Raw genomic sequence first — 21,718 nt, 5'->3', positions numbered from 1 at the left:
CCTATGAACTCGTCGAAGCCAGGGACTCGGGCGCGGGGAAGCGGCGCATCGTCGGGCTGGCCGTCGCGACCACGGCCAGGATCGCGACCCCGAGGGCGCAGGCCAGGATCGCCTGTGGCCCGGACAGCACCTCCATCAGCACGCCGCCCACCGCCGGGCCTGCGATGGCCGCGACCCCGAGGGTCACGCTCATCACGCTGCTCAGCCGGCCACGCAACTCGTCCGGTGTGAGCAGCAGCTGGTAGGTGGTGATCGTGGTGTTCGCGGTCGGCGCCAGGAAGGCCATCGCCGCGAACAGCGCGCCCATCACGTAGCCGTTGCCCGCGAAGATCGCCATCGGGATCAGCACGGCCAGTGCCCAGAACACCGCGACGATCGAGACATGCGGCCGGACCCGGCGGTGCAGGTAGGGCGCGACGAGCGCGCCGAGGATGCCACCGCCGCCGAACATCGCCGCCATCACGCCGATCTCGCCGGCCGGCACGCCCCGTTGCTGCGCCAGCGCGATCACCATCAGGTAGAACGCCTGGAAGAAGAAGTTCAGGCCGATCGCGCAGACCGCGATCATCCGGATCAGCCGCTGCCGCCAGACCCAGCGCATCCCTTCCAGCACCTCGCGGTGGAAACTGCCCGCCGGAGCGGGTTTGCGTTCCTGCGCCGGCAGTCGCAGGAACAGCAGCATGAAGAACGCGGCCACGTGCGCCACCGCTTCGACGGCGAAGGGCACCCATCTGCGCAAGGCGAACAGCACGCCGCCCAGCGCGGTGCCGGACAGCTGGCCGACGTACCCGCGGGCGGTGTTCATCGCGACGGCGGCCGACAACTGCTCCGGGGGGACGAGTTTCGGCAGGCTCGCGTCCTCCGCTGGCTCGAACAACGCCCGGCACACGCCGAGGACGACGACAACCGTGACCATATAGGACACGGTCGCGGTCCCAGTCCACAGCACGAAAACCAGACTGCCCACGGTGATCGCCTGAACCGCCTCGCAGGCCAGCATCACCTTCTTGCGGTTCCACCGGTCCACCAACGCGCCCGCGGGCAGCCCGGCGATCAACTGGGCCGCGGCTCCGGCACTGAGCACGAGCCCGGAGGCAGCGGGTGAGCCGGTGACCGCGAGCACCAACAGGGGCAACGCGATCATCGACGCGTTGATGCCGACCTCGGACAACGCCTGGCTGACCCACAACAACCGGTAGTCCCGGTTGCGCCGCAAGGAGTCCGTCATGACGACTCCCGGCAGTCGGCCGCGATACCGCGCAGGGCGTCGGCGAACCCGGCGGCGAAGGTCTCCACAGTGGACTTCTCGTGCCGGTCCGGCTGGTAGTACACGCTGAACCTCAGTTGTCCCTCGCCGACCGCGCCGACGATCTCCAGCAGGTGCGGGCCACGCCCGCCCGGGTCGCTCTCCTGTCCGGCCGGGCCGTGCGACGCTCGCAGCAGCCCGTGGTCCGGCTCGCCCGCCGCGCTGTCCCACTGCCCCAGGTAGTTGAAAAGAATCCCTGGCTGAGGACCGTTGCCGGGCAGGCGCCCCAGGTAACGCAGTGGGCCGAAACCGAAGCCGTTCCCCGGGATCATCCGCAACTGCCTGCGCACCGACTTGACCAGAGCACGCCAGCCGCCGTCAGCGACCGTGAGCGCGACCGGGTAGATCGAGGTGAACCAGCCGACCGTCCGCGACAGGTCGACGTCGTCCATGATCTCTTCGCGGCCGTGCCCTTCGAGATCGAGCGACACCGTGTCCCGGCCGGTCCAGCTCGACAGCGCACGGGCGAGCGCGGCCAGCAACACGTCGTTGATCCTGGTGCGGTAAACCGTCGGGGCAGAACGCACAAGCGCGTCCGTGTCCTCGATGCTCAGCTCGACGGCCACGGTGGCGGGCGGAGTGCCCGGTCGCGGGTGCGCGTGATCCACCGGCAGCTCGCCAGACTCCGCTACAGCCTGCGACACCGACACCCAGTGATCCATCTCGTGGTCCACCTGACCGTCGGCGACGTACCGGACCAGCCGGTTCGACCACTCCTGGAAGGACGTGCCCTTCGCGCCGAGGTCGATCCGCTGCCCGGCCATGGCCTGGGAGTACGCCGTGGTGAGGTCATCGAACAGGATGCGCCACGAAACACCGTCGACGACCAGGTGGTGCACCGCCATGAACAACCACGGCGGCGAGTCGTGCCCGGTCGTGAACAGCACCGCTTTCAGCAGCGGACCACGGGCCAGGTCGAAGCTCGCGTGCACGTCGTCCGCGACCTTCGCCATCGTCGTCATACGGTCCACTTCGGGCACACCGGACAAGTCGTGCCGTTCGAGGACATTCGCCGGTTCTGCGGGCGCGTTGTGCTGGCGCCACTGGCCGTCTGCGAACTCGAACCGCATCCGCAGAGCGTCGTGGTGCACCAGCAGCGCGTCCACTGCCTGCCGCAAAGCCTGTTCGTCCAGATCCACTGTCAGCTCCAGCAGCTGGGACTGGTTGAAGTGACGCGGGTTCCCTTCGTACGTCTCGAAGAACCACTGCTGGATCGGGGTCAGCGGAACGTCACCGCTGACCACCGCTGTACTCGCGGGGCTGTCATTGTCGAGCACGGTGACCACCTCCGCCAGGGACTCCAGTGTCTGGTGCAGGAACAGGTCCTTGGCCCGCAGGCCCAGCCCGGCGTTCCGCGCCCTGGACACCACCTGGATGCTCAGGATCGAGTCACCGCCGAGGTCGAAGAAGTTGTCGTGCACGCCGACCCGGCCGACGCCCAGCACAGCGGCCCAGATCTGGGCCAGCGCCCGCTCCACCGGCGTGCGGGGCTCGACGTGGTCGTGCTCCGGTGCCATGTCCGGGTCCGGCAACGCCTTGCGGTCCACCTTCCCGTTGGGAGTCACGGGCAAGGCGTCCAGCGTGACGAACGCGGACGGAACCATGTACGCGGGCAGTGTCCGGGCCAGCCACTCGCGCAGCACGTCCGCGTTCGGCGGGCTCGCCGCGACCACATATCCGGCAAGACGGTTGTCCTTGACCTTGACGGCCGCCTCGGCGACCTCGGGATGCCGCAGCAGTGCCGATTCGATCTCGCCCAGCTCGACGCGGTGACCGCGGATCTTCACCTGGTCGTCGACGCGTCCCAAGTACTCCATCACGCCGTCGGCCCGCCACCGGACCAGATCGCCCGTTCGATACATCCGCTCGCCGGGAACGCCGAACGGACAGGCGACAAACCGTTGCGCGGTAAGCCCTGGGCGGTGGAGATAGCCCACAGCCAGACCGTCACCGGCGATGTACAGCTCGCCGGGAACACCCACCGGCACCGGGTTCAGCGACCCGTCAAGGACGTAAAGGCGGCTGTTCCACGCAGGCGTGCCAATCGGGACCGGTCCTTGCGCCAGCGGCGTGCCCGGTTCGATCCGGTACTCCATGCAGCCGACCGTGGTCTCGGTCGGGCCGTACTCGTTGATCACGGTCGCGGTGGGGTTCGCCGTCCGCCACTCGTCGACCACTTCGCCCAGCAGTTGCTCACCGCCGACGACAAGGTCGCCAGTCGGCGAGAACTCGGCGGGCAGTGTGTTCAGCAGCGCCAGGTGACTGGGTGTGGCCTTGAGGAAGGTCGTCGTCGTGCCGTCCGGAACCGGGTCGTCAGTCAGGTTCTCGACCCGGATGCACCCGCCGGTGATCAGCGGCCCGTACAGGGTGGTGACCGTGAGATCGAACGACACCGGCGAATGCAGCACACCGACGCCACTCAGGCTCGGATAGACCTCGGCGGCCCATGTCAGGTAGTTGACGACCGACCGGTGCGCGACGACCACGCCCTTCGGCCGCCCGGTCGAGCCGGACGTGTAGATCACGTACGCCGGGTCCCGGGGCGACCGCGGGACAGCCGGATCGGTGTCCGGCAACCCGATGGTGTCCCGGACCGCTTCCAGACAGTCCAGGACCAGCGCCGGGGCCGAGTCTTCGAGCATGGCCGAGATCCGGTCGGCCGGGTGGTCCGGTTCCATCGGCACATACGCGGCTCCGGCCTTGAGCACCGCGAGCACGGCGACGATCAGCTCGGCCGAGCGGGGCATGCGGACCGCGACGTAGTCACCCCGCCGGACGCCGTGCCGGATCAGCTTGTGCGAAAGCCGGTTCGCCCAGGCGTCCAACTCGGTGAACGTCCACTTCGTACCTCCGGCGATCACCGCGGTCGCGTCCGGCGTGCGGGCGACCTGTTCCTCAACCAGATCGGTCAGGGTGACGTCACGCACGGAGTGCGCGCTGTCGTTCCAGTCGTACAGCACCTGCCGTCGTTCGTCCGCGCTCAGCAGCGGTACCTGAGCGAGCATTTGGTCAGGGTCGGCCGTCACCGCGTCGAGCAGCGCGGTCAAGTGACCTGTCATGCGCTCGATCGTCGCCGCGTCGAACAGATCCGTGTTGTACGTGACACCGCCGAACAACGAGCCGTCGTGTTCGGTGAACTCGACCGTCACGTCGAAGTTGGCCGACACGACCGGCAGTTCCAGGTCCTCGGCCCGCAGGCCGGGCAGATCGAGGTCCTCTCCCGGGTTGTTCTGCAGGATCACCATCGCCTGGAACAGCGGTGTCCGGCTGGTGTCCCGGACCGGGTGCAGCTCGTCCACCACGCGCTCGAACGGCAGGTCCTGATGGGCGAACGCGTCCAATGTGGTGTCCCGGACCGCCGTCAGGAACTCGCGGAACGTACCTTGCACGGTGGAACGCAGCACGAGTGTGTTGACGAAGAACCCGATCAGACCTTCCAGCTCGGCACGTTCCCGGCCGGACACGACCGTCCCGACAGCGACATCGTCCTGTCCCGACCACCGCGCGAACAACGCTTGGCAGGCGGCGATCAACGCCATGAACAACGTGCCGTCCTGCTGATGTGCCAGGGATTTGAGCCGCTCGACCACCTCAGCCGGGACTTCGAAGCCGTGCACCGCTCCGTTGGTCGTCCGCACCGCGGGCCGTGGCCGGTCGGTGGGCAGCTCCAACGCCGGGACACCATCCAGCTGACCGCGCCAGTAGTCCAGTTGCCGCTCCAGCACCGCGCCGGTGAGGTAGCCGCGCTGCCACACCGCGAAGTCCGCGTACTGGATGGGCAGGGTGGGCAGTTGAGCGTCCACGCCGGACAGCTCAGCACGGTAGAGCGCGGTGAGTTCGTCCGTGATCACCGAACCAGACCAGCCGTCCGTGATGATGTGGTGCATCATCAGCAGCAGAACGTGGTCCTCTTCGGTCACCCGGAGCAGCTCCGGCCGCATCAGCGGCCCGTTGGCCAGGTCGAACGGTTCGCGGCTCGCCTGTTCGAGGGCTTGCGCCAGCTCACTTTCCGGTACGTCGACGACCGGAATCCGGACCGCTTGCGGCTCGTGCACGACCTGCACGCCATGACCGTCGACGGTGTGGAAGGTAGTCCGCAGCGACTCGTGCCGAGCGACCAGCGCGGTCAACGCGTTGGTGAGCGCCTCGACGTCCAACATTCCACGCAGCCGCATCATCAACGGTGACAGGTATTCGGTGCCGCCGGGCTCGAACTCGTTGAGGAACCACAGTCTTTGCTGGGCGAACGACAGCGGGAGCTCACCGGTACGCGCGACGGCCGGGATCACCGAACGGTCCAGCCCGGCACCGGCCGAGATCACCTCGGCCAGCCCGGCCACGGTCGTGGCGGTGAACACCGCCCTGGGCGACAGCGTGATCCCGAATACCGTCCGTACTTTGGACATCAAGCGGATGCTCAGGATGGAGTCGCCGCCCAGTTCGAAGAAGTTGTCCTCGATGCCGACCCGTGGCACGCCGAGCACGGCCGACCAGATTTCGCACAGTTGCTGCTCGACGGGCGTTCGGGGCGCCGCGTACGCGGTGCCGGTGTCGGGCTGGACGTCCGGCGCGGGCAGCGCCTTCCGGTCGACCTTGCCGTTGGCTGTCAACGGAAGTGCCGCCAGCCCGACGAACGCTGCCGGAACCATGTAGTCGGGCAAGGTCTGCCGCAACCACGCTCGCAGCTCGGCCGGGTCGGCCTGAGCCCCGACAACGTAGGCGACCAACCGGCGGTGTTCACCGTCCTGACGGGCCATCACCACTGCCTCGGTCACGTTGGGATGGCGCAGCAACGCGGCTTCGACCTCGCCGGGTTCGATCCGGAATCCCCGGATCTTGACCTGGTCGTCCACCCGGCCCAGGTACTCCAGGGACGCGTCCGCTCGCCAGCTCACCCGGTCCCCGGTGCGGTACATCCGCGAGCCGGGTGCGCCGAACGGATCGGCGATGAACCGGCCGGCGGTCAGGCCGGGCCGGTTGAGATACCCCCGGGCCACCTGGTCACCGGCCAGGTACAACTCGCCGGGCACGCCGACCGGAACCGGTCGTAACCGCTCGTCCAGCACGTAGGCCCGGGTGTTGGCCAGCGGCCGGCCGATGACGGGGCGGTCACCGGCTTTCAGCCTGCACGACACAGCGTCCACTGTGAACTCGGTGGGTCCGTAGAAGTTGTACGTGGCCACGTCGGAAACGGTGGACAGCCTGCGCCACAAGGCGTCGTCGACGGCCTCGCCACCCAACGAGATCACGCGCGGCCTGCGGCGGCCCGCGGCGAGCAGACCGGCGTTGAGCAATTGGTGCGCGTAGGACGCGGTGAGGTCGAGGAAGTCGATCTCCCGGTCGGACACGTAGCGGGTGAACGCGGCCGGGTCCAGCCGGATGTCGTCAGTCAGCACATGCAGCTCGTGCCCGTCTGCCATCAGGACGATCGCCTCAAAAGACGTGTCGAAGGAGAAAACCGCCGACAGACCCACCCGCAGCCGCGGCACGCCCGCGTCGGCGACGAAGTCGTTGCGGTGGTTGACCAAGAGGTTCGCCAGGCTGTGGTGTTCGATCACCACGCCCTTCGGCCTGCCTGTCGATCCGGACGTGTAGATCACGTACAGGGAGTTGCCAGGCGTCAGCGGCCTGAGCCGGTCGGCGTCGGTCAGATTGGTGCCGTCCTGATCGTCCACCAGATCGAGCTGGTCGGGAGTGAGCACGAGGACTGGATCGGCGTCCCGCAGCACGAAGCCGATCCGGTCGGCGGGCAGGTCCGGGTCGATCGGCAGGTAAACCGCGCCCGCCTTGAACACCGCGAGCATGGCCACCACGAAGTCCGCGGACCTCGGCAGCTTGAGGGCCACCACCCGCTCCGGCCCGGCGCCCTGTGCCACCAGCCAGCGGGCAAGCCGGTTCGCCCGCTGGTTGAGCTCGTCGAAGTCGAATCTCGTGTCCCCGCATACGAGTGCGGTCTCATGGGGTGTGCGCGCCACTTGTTGTTCGAACATTTCGGGGAACGTCACCGACGGCACGTCGCGCGCGGTGTCGTTCCACTCGATCAAGAGGCGGTGCGATTCGCGCGCGGTCAGCAACGGCAGTTCGCGCAGGGGACTCTCCGGCCTGTCCGCGACTCCCGCGAGGAGCACGTCGAGGTGGCCGACCATGCGCTCGATCGTGGTGCTGTCGAACAGGTCCGGGTCGTACTCCAGCTCCAGCCGCAGCCGGTCGCTGATGTGCGCGGTCAGCGCCAGCGGGTAGCTCGTGGTGTCCCGGCCCTGGACGTCCTCGATCCGGATGCCCTGCCCGGCGTTCACCAGCTCGTCCACCGGGTAGTTCTCGAACACCACCACGCTGTCGAAGATCCCGGTGCCCGCCGGGACATCACTCCACGACTGCAACTGTGCCAGGGCGACGAAGTCGAACGGCCGTGACTCGGCCTGCTCACTCTGCAGCGTCCGCAACCAGGCGAGCACGTCCTGTCCATCCTGAACTCGCACTCGGGCGGGCACGGTGTTGATGAACATGCCCACCATGGATTCCACGCCCGGCAGGTCAGCGGGCCTGCCGGAGACCGTGACACCGAACGCGACATCGTGTTCGCCGCTGTACCGGGAAAGCAGGAGCGCCCAGGCGCCTTGGACGATCGTGTTCACAGTGAGCCCGCCGAGCCTGGCCAGGTGGTGCAGTCGCGCGGACTGCTCGGCTGACACTTCGAGCCGCACCGAGCCGCTCGATTCGGAGCGGTGCGCCTCGGCGGGCGGCCGGTCGTACGGCAACCGCGTCGGCGCGGTGAATCCGCTGAGCACCGCCCGCCAATGCTCCTCGGCGGCGGCTTGGTCCTGCTCACCCAGCCATCGCAGGTAATCACGGAACGGGCGCCGGGACGGCAACTTCGGGTTGCGCCCGGAGACCGTTGCCGTGTACTGCTCACACATCTCGGCCAGCACCTGGGCCAGGCTCCAGCCGTCCATCAGCACGTGGTGTGCGGTCCAGACCAGCAGCACCTCGTCGTCGGTCAGCCGCGCGACGGCCAGCCGTGTCAGCGGCGGACGGGACAGGTCCATGCCCGCTGCCGCGTCCGCTTCCACCAGCTCCGCCAGCGCGACCCGCTGGTCCTCTTCGGACAGGTGCCGCCAATCATGCTGAACCGTGGGGACGTCGACGCGGCGATGCACCACCTGCACCGGGTCATCAAGGCCCTCCCACACCAGGCTGGTGCGCAACGCGGGCGTCCGGTTCACGACCCGCCGGCACGCCTCGGCCAGCACCGCCGGCTCCGACACCCCGGAAAGCCTTAGCTGGAACTGGTCGAAGTACGCCGTGGACCCGTTGTCCACCAACGAGTGGAACAGCATACCGGCCTGCAACGGCGTCAGCGGGTAGATGTCGGCGACCGACCGGCCATCCCCCGCTATCTCGTCCACTTGGGACTGAGTGAGACGGGTGAGCGGGAAGTCCGACGGTGTCCGGCCACCCGCCTCGGGCCGCGTGCAGTGCTCGATGATCCGTTTCAGTTCCTGGATCATCTCGTCGGCGAGCCGCTGGACGGTGGTCTCGTCGTGTATCTGGTCGGAATACTGCCAGGACAGACCGAGTTCGCCGTTCTCGACGACACCGACGATGTCGATCAGGTACGGCCGCCCGTTCTCCGGCGGCGCGTCCTGGCCGAGGTCGGCACCGCGGCCGCGGAACAGGCCTTCCTGGGCCTGCCCGACATCCCACTGGCCGTGGTAGTTGAAGCTGATCTGGGGCAACGGGCGGTTCTCCAGGCCGCTGCCCGGGCGCAGGTAGCGCAGTGCTTCGTAGCCGAGGCCCCGGTTGGGGACGGCCCGCAGCTGCTCCTTGACCGACTTGAGCAGCGCGCCGGTTCCGCTGTCCGGAATGGTCAGTGCCACCGGGAACTGGGCGGTGAACCAGCCCACGGTTCGCGACAGGTCGACGCCGGGCAGGATCTCCTCCCGCCCGTGGCCTTCCATCGTGACCAGGACACGTTCGCTTCCCGTCCACCGCGCCAGGACCCGCCCCAGAGCGCTCAGCAGCACATCGTTGGCCTGGGTCCGGTACACGTCAGGCACCTGCTGCACCAGCGCGTGCGTGTCCCCACGGCCGAGCCGGACCGAAACGGTACGCGTGGAGCCGACAGTGTTGTCACCACGCCGGTCAACAGGCAGATCCGGGCCTTCGGCCAAGGAAGTCCAGTACGGCAGGTCGTCGTCGAGGCCACCGGACCGGACGTGCTCGTTCAGCAGGTGCGCCCACTCGGTGAACCGGATTCCGCTCGGCTCCAGTGAAATCTCCGCACCGGACACCGCCTGCCGGTACGCGGTCTCCAGATCGCCGAGCAGAATCCGCCACGACACGCCGTCGGTGACCAGGTGGTGTGCGGTCAGGAACAAGGAGGGCCGCTCGCCTGTGAACAGGATGACCCGCACGAGAGGGCCTGCCGTGATGTCCATGGACGACTGGGCACGCAGTGCGGCCCTTTCCATGGCCGCGAGACGCTCCACGGTGTCTATCCCGGACAGATCACACCGGGTGAACACGCCGTCACGGGCTTCGGCCGGTTCCTGCCGCCACTCCCCCGCGACACGTGAGAAGCGCATCCGCAAGGCGCCGTGGTGCTCGACCAGTGCGGCCACCGCGCTCGACAGAGCCGCGACGTCCGGCTCGTCGGCGAGTTCCAGGTGGACGGACATGGCCAGGTGGTGGGGATCACGGTGCGGGTCGTCGAGGAACCAGCGCTGGATCGGGGTGAGCGGTACCGGACCGGTCACCACCGGGCGTTCGACCCGCGCCGCGGAAGTCCTGGACTGCACGACCGTGGCCAGCTCGGCGATCGTCTGGTAGGTGAACATGTCCTTGGCGGACATGGTCATGCCCGCCTGCCGGGCCCGGGACACCACCTGGATGCTGAGGATCGAGTCGCCGCCGAGACCGAAGAAGTTGTCCTCGACGCCCACCCGGGACACCCCGAGCACGTCCGACCAGATCCGGACCAGCTCGTGCTCCACCGGGGTGCGCGGCGGCACGTAGTTCTCGGCCGCCGGTCTTCCGTCGGGCGCCGGCAACCCCGCGCGGTCGAGCTTTCCGTTGGTGTTCAAGGGCAGCGCTTCGAGCATGACGAACGCGGAGGGAACCATGTGGCCGGGCAGCGACTCCGCCACGAATGCCCGCAGGTTCACCGAGCTGGCCTCTTCGCGGGAGACCACGTAAGCGAAAAGCCGGTTGTCCCGCGCGATCACCGCTGCTTCCGCGACCGCGGGATGGGCGAGCACCGCCGCCTCGACCTCGCCGAGTTCGATCCGGAAGCCGCGGATCTTCACCTGCTGGTCGGCGCGGCCCTGGTACTCCAGCTTCCCGGAACCGTTCCAGCGCAACAGGTCTCCGGTGCGGTACATCCGGGACCCGGGCGGGCCGAACGGGTCGGCCACGAACCGGGACGCGGTCAGGCCCGGCCGGTTCAGATACCCGCGGGCCAGTCCGGCGCCTGCCACGTACAGCTCCCCGGTGACCCCGGGCGCGACCGGCGACAGGTCCGCGTCCAGGACATAGGCCCGCAGGTCCGGGATCGGCACGCCGACACCGCCGCCTTCGGTGAGCGGCTGGTACGTGACGTGGACCGTGGTCTCCGTGATCCCGTACATGTTGATCAACGCTGGCGCGTTGTCCTCGTGGCGGGTGTACCAGTCAGCCAGACGGCTCGGGTCCAAGGCCTCGCCGCCGAAGATCACGTAACGCAGATCCAGCCGGGTACCGGGGTTCTCCCGGTCGGCACGGACCAGCGAGTAGAACGCCGACGGTGTCTGGTTGAGCACGGTGACCCGCTGATCAGCCAAGAGCTTGAGGAAGTCCTCGGGCGACCGCGACACATCGTGTGGCACCACGACCAGTTTCCCGCCGTACAGCAGCGCTCCCCACAGCTCCCAGACGGAGAAGTCGAACGCGTAGGAGTGGAACAGCGTCCACACGTCCTCGCCGGTGAATCCGAACCAGTCGTCCGTTGCCGTGAAAAGCCGGGTGACGTTGGCGTGCGGGATCACCACGCCCTTCGGCTTCCCGGTCGACCCGGACGTGTAGATCACGTACGCCGGGTTGTCCGGGACCAAGGAGGTCCGCGGATTGGTGTCCGGGTGGTCATCGCACGGCGGAATCGAGTCCAGGACCACCGCCGGTTCGGCGTCGTCGATCATGCCGGTGATCCGGGCCTGGGGATAGGCCGGATCGATCGGCAGGTAACCGGCACCGGCCTTGAGCACGGCCAGGATCGCCACGACCATGTCGACGGATCGGGGCAGCACCAGGGCGACCAGCTTCTCGGGGCCCGCGCCCTGCTCGATCAGCTTGTGCGCAAGCCGGTTCGCGCGGGTGTTCAGCTCGGCGTACGTGATCTCGGTTCCCGCGCGGGTCACCGCGGTGGCGTCCGGTGTTCGCGCCACCTGTGCCTCGAACAGTTCGGGCAGCGTGGCGACCGGGAGGTTCGCGGCCTTACCGTTCCACTCGACCAGCAGCCGGTGCCGGTCCTCGTCCGAGACCCACGGTTGCCGGGCCAGCGGCCGGTTCGCGTCGGCTGCGATCCCGGCGAGAAGACGGTGCAGCCAGCCGGTCATCCGCTCGATGGTGGCCGCGTCGAACAGGTCTGTGTCGTAGATGACGAGCGCGTCCAGCACGCCGTCGTTCTCCTGGAACTGCAACGTCAGGTCGAAACTGGCGGCCACCCGGGGCGGGGCGATCTCCTCGGCCCGCAGGCCGGGCAGGTCGAGGTCCTTGCCGAAATTGTTCTGCAGCAGGACCATCACCTGGAACAGCGGTGTCCTGCTGGTGTCCCGGACCGGTTGCAGTTCGTCCACCACCCGCTCGAACGGGACGTCCTGGTGGGCGAAGGCGTCCAGGACCGTGCCGCGCACGTCGCCGAGCAGGCCGGCGAAGCCGCGGTCCAGATCCACTGTGGAACGCAGCACCAGGCTGTTGACGAAGAACCCGATCAGTCCTTCCAGTTCGGCGCGGTCCCGGCCGGACACCGCGGTGCCCACCGCGATGTCGTCCTGCCCGGACCAGCGGGCAAACAGGACCTGACACGCCGCCAGCAGCGTCATGAACAGGGTGCTGTCATGGCTGCGGGCGATCGACTTCAACCCGGCGGTCACGTCAGCGGGGATACGGGACTCCAGCAACGCGCCGTTCCTGCCGCGCACCGCGGGCCTGGGACGGTCGGTCGGCAGCTCCAACGGCGGCACGCCCTCAAGCCTGCTACGCCAGTACTGGATGCCCTCGTCCATCCGTTCAGTGAGCTGTTCACGTTGCCACGCGGCGTAATCCGCGTACTGCAACGGAAGGTCAGGCAGTTGTGGGTCCACGCCGGACAATGCCGCCCGGTACAGGCTGCCGAGCTCACCGGCCAGCACGCCACTGGACCAGCCATCGGTGATGATGTGGTGCAGCACCAGGGCCAGCACATGGTCTTCGTCGGCCAGCCGGAGCAGCCGCGCACGCATCAACGGACCGTCGCGCAGGTCGAACCGGCTGGTCGCCTCCTCGCCGAGGATTCGGGTGAGGTCCGCCTCCGGCCTGCCGGACAGGTCGGTGACCGTGACCTGGACCGGGTGCGGTGTGTGCACGACCTGGATACCTTGTCCGTCAACGGTCTGGAACGTCGTCCGCAACGACTCGTGCCGCGCGGTCAGCTGTGTCAACGCCGTGGTCAACGCGTCGATGTCCAGTCGTCCTCGCAGGCGAACCATCAGCGGCGACAGGTACTCGGCACTGTCCGGTTCGAACTCGTTGAGGAACCACAGGCGTTGCTGGGCGAACGACAGTGGGAAAGTGGCGGGCAGCTTGGCTCGTGGTACGGCAGGGATGCCGGACTGCGTGGACCCGGTGCTCTGCGAGATCACCTCGGCCAATCCCGCAACCGTGGGGGCGAGGAACACCGAGCGTGGCGACAGCTCCGCGTTGAACACGGCGCGTAGCCGGGAGACCACCCGGATGCTCAGGATGGAGTCGCCGCCGAGCTCGAAGAAGTTGTCCTCGACGCCGACTTCCGGTACGCCGAGCACTTCTGTCCAGACCTCCGCGACGGCACATTCGGCCTCCGTGCGGGGCGCGACATGCCCGGATCGGAACGTGGCCCAGTCCGGCGCGGGCAATGCTCGCCGGTCGACCTTTCCGTTGACCGTCAACGGTATTTCGTCCAGACACACGAACGCCGACGGGACCATGTACTCGGGCAAACGCTTGCTCAGCCACGGGCGCAGGTCATCCGCCGCGCCCACCACGTACGCCACGAGCCGCTGGTGGTTGTCGTCCGACCGGGCGACCACGACGGCCTGACGGACCTCGGGGTGGCGCAGCAGCGTGGCCTCGATCTCGCCGGGTTCGATCCGGAAGCCGCGGATCTTCACCTGGTCGTCGGTGCGTCCCAGGTACTCCAGCCGACCGTCGGGCAGCCGCCGGACGCGGTCCCCGGTCCGGTACATCCGGGACCCCGGCGGACCGTAGGGATTCGCCACGAACCGGTCCGCCGTCAGGCCAGGACGATTCAGGTATCCCCGCGCGAGCTGGACGCCCGCCAGGCACAGTTCTCCCGGCACACCCACCGGCACCGGGCACAGCATGTCGTCGAGGACGTAGGCCTGGACGTTGAGCAGCGGCGTGCCGATCGCCGGACGGTCACCTTCGACCCGGCACGACAGAGCGTCCACTGTGCATTCGGTCGGCCCGTAGAAGTTGTGGCTGTCGGTGCCGTCGACGGCGGCGAGCTCCTGCCACAACGAGGACCCGAGTGCTTCGCCGCCGAGCATCAGTACTCGCGGCCGGTGTTGCCCGGTGAGCAGCCCGGCTGGGATCAGCTGCCGCGCGTAGGACGGTGTCAGGTCCAGGAAGTCGATCCGGTGTCTGGACACGTAGTCCACGAACGACGCCGGGTCAAGGCGGACGTCGTCACCGATCAGATGCAGCTCGTGGCCCGCGGCCATCAGCACCGGGCCTTCCAACGAGGTGTCGAACGACAACGCCGCGCTCAACGCGACCCGCATCCGGTCCCCGCCCGCGAACCCATTCACGTGGCTGTGCAGCAGGTTCACCAGGCTGCGGTGCTCGACCACCACGCCTTTCGGTTTCCCGGTGGACCCGGAGGTGTAGGTCACGTACGCCGGATTGTCCGGTCGCAGGGCCGTCACCGGGTCGGTGTCCGGCATGGACTCCAGCGACTCGTCACGCAGGTCCTGCTCGCTCAGCACGAGCGCGGGAGCGGCGTCCGTGAGCAGGAAGTCGATCCGGTCGGCGGGCAGGCCCGGGTCGACCGGCAGGTAGATCGCGCCCGCCTTGAACACCGCGAGCATCGCCACGATCATCTCGGCGGACCGCGGCAACCTCAGCGCCACCACCCGTTCCGGCCCGGCACCACGAGTGATCAAGTGGTGCGCCAGCCGGTTGGCGCGACTGTTCAACTCGGCGAACGTCATGCTGCGGCCAGCACAGACGAGGGCCGTCTCGTCCGGCGTGCGCCGGACCTGCTCCTGGAACACCTCAGGGAACGTCAACGAAGCGACGTCACCGGACGTGTTCTCCTTCGGCACCTGCTCTTGGTCCGTACCCCATGATACCTGCCACAAAGGACGGTCCGGATCGGTTGTCACCTGGTCGAAGAAGTGGGCCAGATGTCCGGCGAATCGTTCGATGGTGCCGGTGTCGAACAGGTCGGTGTTGTACTCCAGTGCGCACGTGAGCGCTCCGTCGTGCTCCACGAAGTCAAGACTCAGGTCGAAGATCGCCGACTGACCGGCCACGTCGACCGGTTCGGTTCGCAGCCCTGGGAACTCGGGCAGCCCTCGCGGGGTGTTGTGCAGCAACACCATGACGTCGAACAGCGGGTTACGGCTGACGTCGCGGTCCGGCCGCACCGCGTCCACCACTCGTTCCAGCGGGACTTCGTCGTGCGCGAAGGCGTCGAGCACCGTTTGTTTGACATCGTCGAGGAACTCGCCGAACGAGCGTCGGCTGTCGACAGTGGAACGCAGGACGACGGTGTTGACAAAGAACCCGACGAGTCTGTTCAGCTCGGGGCGGTTGCGGCCAGAGGTGACCGTACCGACTGCCACGTCGTCCTGACCGGCATACCTGGCCAGCAACGCCTGGCAGGCTGCGGTGATCACGGTGAACAACGTGGTGTTGCGGGCACGGGCCAGTTCGTTGAGCCTGGCGCTGACGTCCGCGCTGATCGTGAACTGGTGTGTCGCGCCTGCGGACGTGCGCACCGACGGCCGGGGCCGGTCGGTCGGCAGCTCCAACGGGCTGACCCCGGCCAGACGCCGCGTCCAGTAGCCGAGCAGGTCCGCCAGCGCCTTGTCGGACAGGCGATCGCGCTGCCACACAGCGAAGTCCGCGTACTGCGTCGGAAGCGGTGGCAGCGGTTCCCGCTCACCGTTGAGGGCCGCCGCGTACGCTTTGCTCAGCTCGTCGGTCAGCACTCCCATGGACCAGCCGTCGGTCACGATGTGGTGCGCGGTGATCAAAAGGACGTGCTCTTCGTCCGTGATGCGCACCAGAAGCGCTCGCACGACCGGGCCACGCCTCAGGTCGAACGGTGTGCCGTACTCCTGGGAAAGCACACGGTCGCACTCGTCGGCGTCGCGCACTTCCACGACAGGCACCGGAAGTTCGTGCGTCGGATGGACGACCTGGACTGGACGGCCGTCCACCTCGTCGAACGTCGTCCGCAGGGACTCGTGCCGGTCACGCAACCGCTGTACCGCGGCAGTCAACGCGGTCACGTCCAGACGCCCGATCAACCGCAGTGCCAGGGCGCTGTTGTACGCCGACTCACCGGGCTGGAACTCGTGCAGGAACCACAGCCGCTGCTGCGCGAAGGACAGCGGCAGTGGCTTGTCACGGTCGGCGCGTGGGATGCCGTTGGTCTGGACCGCGCGGCCGGCCAGCCTGCGGCGCATCTGCTCTCTCAAATGCTCCGGTAACGCGGAGATACGACTCTCTCGCGATGACGGCATGACTTTCTCCCTTATAGTTCAGCGTTGCCGTCACCGAAGGCAACTCGTTCCAGTTCGAGCAGGACCTTTTCCTCCACCAGCTCGGCCAGTGCCGAGACGGTGCAGGTGGTCAGCACGTCACGAGGCGTGAGGGTCACGTCGAACGCGGCGTTGGCCCGCGCGGTGATGAGCAGGCTGCGCACCGAGTCACCGCCGAGTTCGAAGAAGTTGTCCTCGGCCCCGACCCGGTCTCGTTCCAGCGCGTCGGCCCAGATGTCGGCCAGCACTGTCTCGGTGTCCGTGCGAGGCGCGACGTACTCGCCCCGCTGCTGTGCCTCAGGGACGGGCAACGCTGCCCGGTCGAGCTTCCCGTTGGCGCTCAACGGCAACCGTTCCAGCGTCACGAACGCCGACGGCACCATGTAATCGGGCAGCACACGGGCGGTGAACTGCCGCAACCGCGCCGAATCCGGTTGTACGCCGGGCGACGTGGGCACGACGTAGGCCACGAGTCGCTTGTGGCCCGGCTCGTCCTCCCGCGCCACGACGACAACTTCGCCGACGTCCGGCTGGCCGGCCAGAACCGCTTCGACCTCGCTGAGTTCCAGCCGGAACCCGCGGATCTTGATCTGGTCGTCGGCCCGTCCGACGAACTCGAGCACTCCTTGCCGCGACCGCCTGACCACGTCACCGGTCCGGTACATCCGGTCACCCGGAGTGCCGAACGGGTCGGCCACGAACCGCTGCGCGGTCAGCCCTGGGCGGCCGAGGTATCCACGCGCCAGCCCTGAACCTGCGATGTACAGCTCGCCCAGCGCACCCGGAGGAACCAGCCGGAGCCGGTCGTCCAGCACGTAGGTCCGAATCCCGGCCAGTGGCGATCCGATCGGCACCACATCGGGCACGGACTCACCGTCCGGCATCCGGTAGGAGGTGGCGAACGTCGTGGTCTCGGTCGGCCCGTAACCGTCCACCACGACCAGATCCGGGCATGCCGCCAGCACACGGCGGACCGCGGCGGCCGGAACGACATCGCCGCCGGTCCACACTTCCCGGACACCGGCGAGACAATCCGGCCATTCCTGAGCCAGCAGCCGGAACAGGCCCGCGGTGAGCCACAGTTCCGTCACACCATGCGCAGTGATCAAGTGACGCAACGTGTCCGCGTCGAGATCGCCCGGCGGCGCGACGACCACCTGGCCACCGTTGAGCAGCGGCACCCACAGCTCATACGTGGAGGCGTCGAACGCCAACGGCGAGTGCACCAGGACCCGTTCGTGTCCCTGGAACCGCGGGTCGGAAGCCAAGGCGACCACGTCTTGGTGCCGTACGGCGACTCCCTTGGGGGTTCCGGTAGATCCCGAGGTGTACTCGACGTAGACGAGGTTGCCCGGATGCGGCTCCACCACCGGTGGGTCAGCGGATCCGGCTGCCTCGGCGACCAGCATGACCCGTCCACTATGGACATCGTGCGCGGTTGGTGCCCATGTTTCGTCAGTGAGCAGGACCGCCGCATCAGCTTGGGACAGAACCGTACGCATCCGGTCCGCCGGGGCGCGCACGTCCAGCGGCAGATAGGCGCCACCGGCCTTGACCACAGCCAGCACCGCCACCACCAAACCGGCTGAACGGTCGGCCAGCACGCCGACCCGGTCCTCCAGCCCGACACCCGCCTCTACCAAGCGGTTGGCGAGCCTGTTGGCCCGTGCGTCCAGATCGGCGTAGGTCAACGAAGTCTCTCCGGTGACCACCGCGACAGCGTCCGGTGTCCGGTGCACCTGCTCGGCGAACCGGCTCGACACCGATTCGGCCGAGGCCGTCGCGGTGGTGTCCGTGTGGCGCACCAGTTCCCGGCGTTCGGTGCCGGTCAGCAGGTCGATCCCGGCGAGCTCCCGTCGCGGATCGGCCGCGAACGCTTCGAGAGCCCGGGTCAGATGGGCGGCGATCTGCCCGACTGTGTCCACATCGAACAGTGCAGAGTCGTACCCGAGGTCGATCGCCAGCCGCGCACCTGGGCGCACACCCAGGCTGAGCGAGTAGTTGGTGGTCTCGGCTGCTTCCAGGTCACGCAAGCGCAACCCGTGCTCGGCCGCCGTCTCGTCGCTGACCGGGTAGTTCTCGAACACGACGATGCTGTCGAACAGGTTCGTCCCGCCCGGTACCTCGCTCCACCCCTGCATCTCGGCGAGCGACACGAAGTCGAACCGCCGTGCGTCGGCCTGCGCCGACTGGAGGTCCCGCAGCCAGTCCAACGCGTTCGCGTCGTCGGCCACCTCAACACGCAGGGGCAACGTGTTGATGAAGATGCCCGTGATGGCGTCGGCACCGGGCAGATCGGCGGGGCGGCCCGACACAGTGGTGCCGAACACGACGTCGGACGTGCCGCCGTAGCGGGACAACAACAACGCCCACGCGCCTTGGACCACTGTGTTCACGGTCAACCCATTGCGCTGCGCGAAGTCACGCAGCCGTTCGGTGTCCTCTTCGCCGAGTTCCAGACCGATCCAGTCCACCGAGTGCGAAGCGTGGTCCGGCCCGGCGTGCCTGCCGTACGGTAACGGCGTCGGCGCCTGGAACCCGGCCAGCACCCCACGCCAGTAGTGTTCCGCCTCCTGCCGGTCCCGCCGCGAGATCCACTCCAGGTAGTCGCGGAACGGGCGCCGTCCGGTCAAAGCGGGTGTCCTGCCACCGGCGAGCGCGGCATGGCCGGCGAACACATCGGACAGCACCTGGAAGACGCTCCAGCCGTCCAGCAGCAGGTGATGGAAGGACCAGACCACCTGGACGCCGGTGCCGGACAGCCGCGCCAGCACCAGCCGCATCAGCGGAGCGACCGACAGGTCCAGACCGGTCGAACGGTCGTCGGCGAGCAACCGCGTCAATCGATCTGCCCGGTCCGGTTCGGACAGTCCAGTCCAGTCGAGCACCCGGACCGGCAGCACGACGTCCCGGCACACCACCTGAAGTGGCTCGGCGACGCCCTCCCACGCGACCCGCGTGCGCAGCACGGGCGTCCGATCGACGACGTGCTGCCAGGCTCGGCGCAACACGTCCACGTCGGTAACCCCGTCCAGCACGAACGTGATCTGCTCGTGGTACAGCCCTTGTTCCTGCTGCGACAGGCTGTGGAAGACCATCCCGGCCTGCATCGGCGTCAACGGGTAGATGTCCTCGACACCACGCCCATCACCGGCCAGCTTGTCCACGGCCGCCTGATCCAGCCGGGCCAGCGGGAAGTCCGACGGAGTCCGTCCACCGGCATCCGGCCGTGCGCAGTGCTCGACGATCTCGCCAAGCGCACCGGTCAGCTCGTCCGCCAGTCGCCGCACGGTCGACTCGTCATGAATTTCCTCGGAGTAGTACCAGGTGAACGTCAACCGTCCGCCTTCGACCACGCCGACGACGTCCAACAGGTGTGCGCGCGGCGCGTCCGGCGCGGTGTCCGCTTGCAGGCCACCGCGCACCTGCCAGGTGGAGTTGTCCGAAGTGGCCGCCCAGTCGAACTGGCCCAGGTAGTTGAAGCTCACCTGGGATTCCGCGGGGACCGGCTTGTCACTCAGGTAACGCAGTGCGCCGTAACCGATGCCGTGCCTCGGAACGGCACGTACTTGTTCCTTGACGGACTTCAGCGCGCCGCCCCAGCCGGTCCGCGGGACGTCCAGGGCGACCGGGTACATCGTGGTGAACCAGCCGACGGTCCGGGACAGGTCCACGCCGTCCAGCAGGTCCTCCTCCCGGCCGTGCCCCTCCAGGTCGACCAGCACCCGTTCGCGTCCGGACCATTGACCGAGCACCCGGCTCAGCGCGGTCAGCAACACCTCGTCCACCCGTGTCCGGTAGACCCCCGGCACGTCCTGCAACAACGCCCGGGTCCGCGCCGGATCCAGTTCGGCCGTGACGGCTTTCGTCACCCCGATGGTGTTCCTGCCTTCCCGATTCTTGGGCAGCGGCTTGTCGTCGGGCAGTGCGCTCCAGTGGTCGAGTTCGTCGTCAAAGCCGCCTGCCATGGCGTGTGCGGTCAGCCTGTCGGCCCAATGCTTGAACGACGTCGTCTTCGGTCCAAGGTGAACGGTCTTGCCGCCGAGTAGCTGGCGATAGGCAGTGTCGAGGTCCTCCAGCAGAATGCGCCAGGAGACGCCGTCCACTACGAGGTGATGGACGGTCAACAGCAGCCGCCGCCCTTGGAGCACGGCCTTCACCAGCGGACCACGGGCCAAGTCGAAGTCGTGCGCGTCCACAAGGGACGCCTCGTCTGTCCGCAACACATCGGTCGGCTCGGCGGGTGGGTTGTGCTGCTTCCATTCGCCGTCCGCCCACTCCAGTCTCATTCGCAGGGCATCGTGGTGGGTCACGATCGCGTCCAGCGCTTGCCGCAGCGCCTTGACGTCCGGCCCGGCCGTGAACTCCAGCACGACCGACTGGTCGAAATGCCCTGGCCGGTTGCCGTGGCCGGCCAGGAACCAGTGCTGGATCGGTGTCAGCGGCACGTCTCCCGTGACCGGTCCCTGCGCGATCACCGCCCGCTGGGCGTGCGGGACGTTCGCCGCCAACGCGGCGACGGTCGGGTGCAGGAAGAGGTCCTTCGGTGTCAGGTCGAGCCCGGCCTGCCGAGCCCGGGACACGACCTGGATGCTGATGATCGAGTCACCGCCGAGCTCGAAGAAGTTGTCCTCCACGCCGACCCGCCGCACCGGCAGCAGATCACTCCAGATCTCCGTGAGGACGTGCTCGGCGTGGGTCCGTGGCGCGACATAGGCGGATTCGGCACCGGACCAGTCCGGTTCGGGCAGTGCCCGCCGGTCGACCTTGCCGTTGCGGTTGAGCGGCAACTTCGCCAGCGTGACGAACGCCGACGGCACCATGTAGTCCGGCAGGGACTGCCGGAGGAAGTCCCGCAACCCGGCTTGGTCGATCCGCGCTCCGACGACGTAGGCGACCAAGCGCTTGCGACCGTCGTCTGTGCGGACCACCACGACCGCCTCGGACACGCTTTCGTGCCGCAGCACGGCGGATTCGATCTCACCCAGCTCGATCCGGAAGCCGCGGATCTTCACCTGGTCGTCGGTACGCCCGACAAAGACCAGTTCGCCGTCGACCCACCGGACCACGTCTCCGGTCCGGTACATCCGGGAACCCGGTTCGCCGAACGGATCGGCGACGAACCGGTCGGCGGTCAGTCCCGGCCTGCCGAGATAGCCGCGCGCCACACCGGCACCGGCGATGAACAGTTCGCCCTGCGCGCCTTCAGGTACCGGCCGCAGTTCGTCGTCCACAACATAGACCCGCATGTTGTCCAGCGGCCGTCCGATCGGCACCGCTTCCGGCACCTCTGCGGCCGACAACATCGGACGCTGCGTCGCGAACGTCGTCGTCTCCGTCGGACCATAAACATCCGCCACCATCAACCCAGGACACGCGTCCAACACCCGGCGAATCGCCGCCGCAGGCA

Annotated in this window: 3 protein-coding genes; all 3 read right to left on the bottom strand. The window is 68.0% G+C overall.

The window, feature by feature from the left end:
- Position 1 precedes the first annotated feature (1 nt).
- Positions 2-1,228 (bottom strand): MFS transporter, encoded by a 1,227-nt coding sequence (locus GC106_RS20335; RefSeq protein WP_173132976.1) that lies wholly within the window; start codon positions 1,226-1,228, stop codon positions 2-4.
- Positions 1,225-16,290 carry a non-ribosomal peptide synthetase gene (locus GC106_RS20330; RefSeq protein WP_173132973.1) on the bottom strand — a complete coding sequence of 5,022 codons (15,066 nt, stop codon included), beginning with the start codon at positions 16,288-16,290 and terminating at the stop codon, positions 1,225-1,227. Before GC106_RS20330 ends, GC106_RS20335 begins: the two co-directional genes overlap by 4 nt.
- Before the next feature lie 11 nt (positions 16,291-16,301).
- Positions 16,302-21,718, bottom strand: a 5,417-nt coding sequence (locus GC106_RS20325; protein WP_173132970.1) for a non-ribosomal peptide synthetase, incomplete at its 5' end; no start/stop codon positions are given.

The sequence above is a fragment of the Kibdelosporangium persicum genome (genome assembly GCF_013280595.1).
Lineage (GTDB): Bacteria > Actinomycetota > Actinomycetes > Mycobacteriales > Pseudonocardiaceae > Kibdelosporangium > Kibdelosporangium persicum.
This window is presented reverse-complemented; position numbering and strand designations above follow the sequence as displayed.